Annotated in this window: 2 protein-coding genes; both read left to right on the forward strand. The window is 42.9% G+C overall.

Translation table 11 applies throughout. The annotated features are described in order from the left end of the window. The coding region (locus tag LAY57_RS33955) for a WD40 repeat domain-containing protein (protein ID WP_249071610.1) at window positions 1-733 on the forward strand (733 nt) is incomplete at its 5' end. After that, complete coding sequence (locus LAY57_RS33960; protein ID WP_249071611.1) at window positions 675-1,784, forward strand: ATP-binding protein; 1,110 nt, start codon at window positions 675-677, stop codon at window positions 1,782-1,784. The genes LAY57_RS33955 and LAY57_RS33960, both read left to right, overlap by 59 nt. The last annotated feature ends 70 nt before the right edge of the window (window positions 1,785-1,854 follow it).

Genomic DNA, 1,854 nt, shown 5'->3' on the forward strand with positions numbered 1-1,854 from the left:
TACTCTCAAACTGTGGAATTTGGAAACAGGGGCGGAACTGAAAACTTTTGGCGGTCATAGCGACTCGGTAACAGCAGTCGCCGTCACACCGGATGGGAAAAAAGCGATTTCTGGTTCAAGAGACAATACTCTCAAACTGTGGAATTTGGAAACAGGGGCGGAACTGAAAACTTTTGGCGGTCATAGCGACTCGGTAACAGCAGTCGCCGTCACACCGGATGGGAAAAAAGCGATTTCTGGTTCAAGAGACAATACTCTCAAACTGTGGAATTTGGAAACAGGGGCGGAACTGAAAACTTTTCGCTTTCGCGGTCATAGCAGTTGGATAAATGTAGTCGTCGTCACACTGGATGGGAAACAAGCGATTTCTGGTTCATTGGACAATACTCTCAAACTGTGGAATTTGGAAACAGGGGCGGAACTGTTTACTTTTAGCGGTCATAGCAGTTGGATAAATGCAGTCGTCGTCACACCGGATGGGAAACGGGCGATTTCTGGTTCAAGAGACAATACTCTCAAACTATGGAATTTGGAAACAGGGGAGGAAATTGCCAGTTTCACTGGTGATAGTTCGATATATTGCTGTGCTGTTGCACCGGATGGCGTGACAATTGTGGCGGGGGATAATTCGGGACGGGTGCATTTTTTGCGATTGGAAGGGATGGAAAATAACCATGAACACCACACCTCGAACTCCAACTATCTACCCAACCGAATTTCGGCAATTAATTAGAGAAAAAAGCGCTAATTTTGTCGGTCGCGAATTCGTCTTTACTGCAATTAACAACTTTCTTTCCCGCCAAAACCGAGGTTACTTCACCATTGTCGGCGCACCCGGTAGCGGCAAAAGTGCCATCCTCGCCAAATATGTCAGCGAAAATCCCCAAGTTATCTATTACAATGCCGAAGTTGCGGGCAAAAATCGCGCTGAAGAATTTCTCGCCATTGTTTGTAGTGAATTGATGCGGCGAATCGGGAATGGGAACGCATCAGAGGGGAGTTGGTCGCTTTCTCTGTTACTTCAGAAAATCAGCGATTTACTATCACCGGATGAACGGTTGATAATTGCCATTGATGCTTTAGATAGGATTGATGCTAACCACCAACCCCCAGGCACAAATTTATTTTATCTGCCCAGATATCTACCCGATAAAGTTTATTTTATTCTGACTCGTCGCCCGTTTTTGCGTGAGAAATCTGGTTTATTAATTGAAGCGCCTTTTCAAATTTTGGATTTGTCAGCATACCCGGAGGAAAATCGGGAAGATGTGCGGGAGTATATCAATAAATACCTTTCGGCAACTCCAACTCCCCCCTTCTTAAGGGGGGTTGGGGGGGATCTCAATATCAATCAACAAGAATTCATCGAACAGCTTATCGCTGAAAGCAATAATAATTTTATGTATCTGAGTCAAATCTTACCTGTTATTGCTGATAAATTGGTAGCAGGGTCTTTGGGTGAGGAACTCAGAAACCCGGTTTCTTTAGGAGAAACCGGGTTTCTTACCCCAGGTTTAGCAGCATATTACCAAAATCATTGGCAACAAATGATAGGTAATAGTTTGGATGCGATTGAATTAGCAGTAATCAAGATTTTGTCGCAGCAAAAATATGCTATTTCAGTAGAATTAATTGCAGAAATGCTAAATGAAGATGAATATGATGTAGAAGAAGTGTTGGAAAATTGGCGGGAATTCTTACATCAGGAAATAATAAGAGGAGAAAATTGTTATAGTTTTTATCATTCTAAGTTTCGGGACTGGCTAAGTAAGCAAGTAAATTGAACTTAGACTAATATAGTTGAGGCTGGTATTAGGTACGTTGTTGCGCTTTAGCGCTCTTATTACTACTGGG

The sequence above is a fragment of the Argonema antarcticum A004/B2 genome (genome assembly GCF_023333585.1).
Lineage (GTDB): Bacteria > Cyanobacteriota > Cyanobacteriia > Cyanobacteriales > Aerosakkonemataceae > Argonema > Argonema antarcticum.

Excerpts from the sequence above, each read along its gene's own strand:
- LAY57_RS33960 (WP_249071611.1), top strand. The coding sequence starts at position 675 with ATGAACACCACACCTCGAACTCCAACTATCTACCCAACCGAATTTCGG.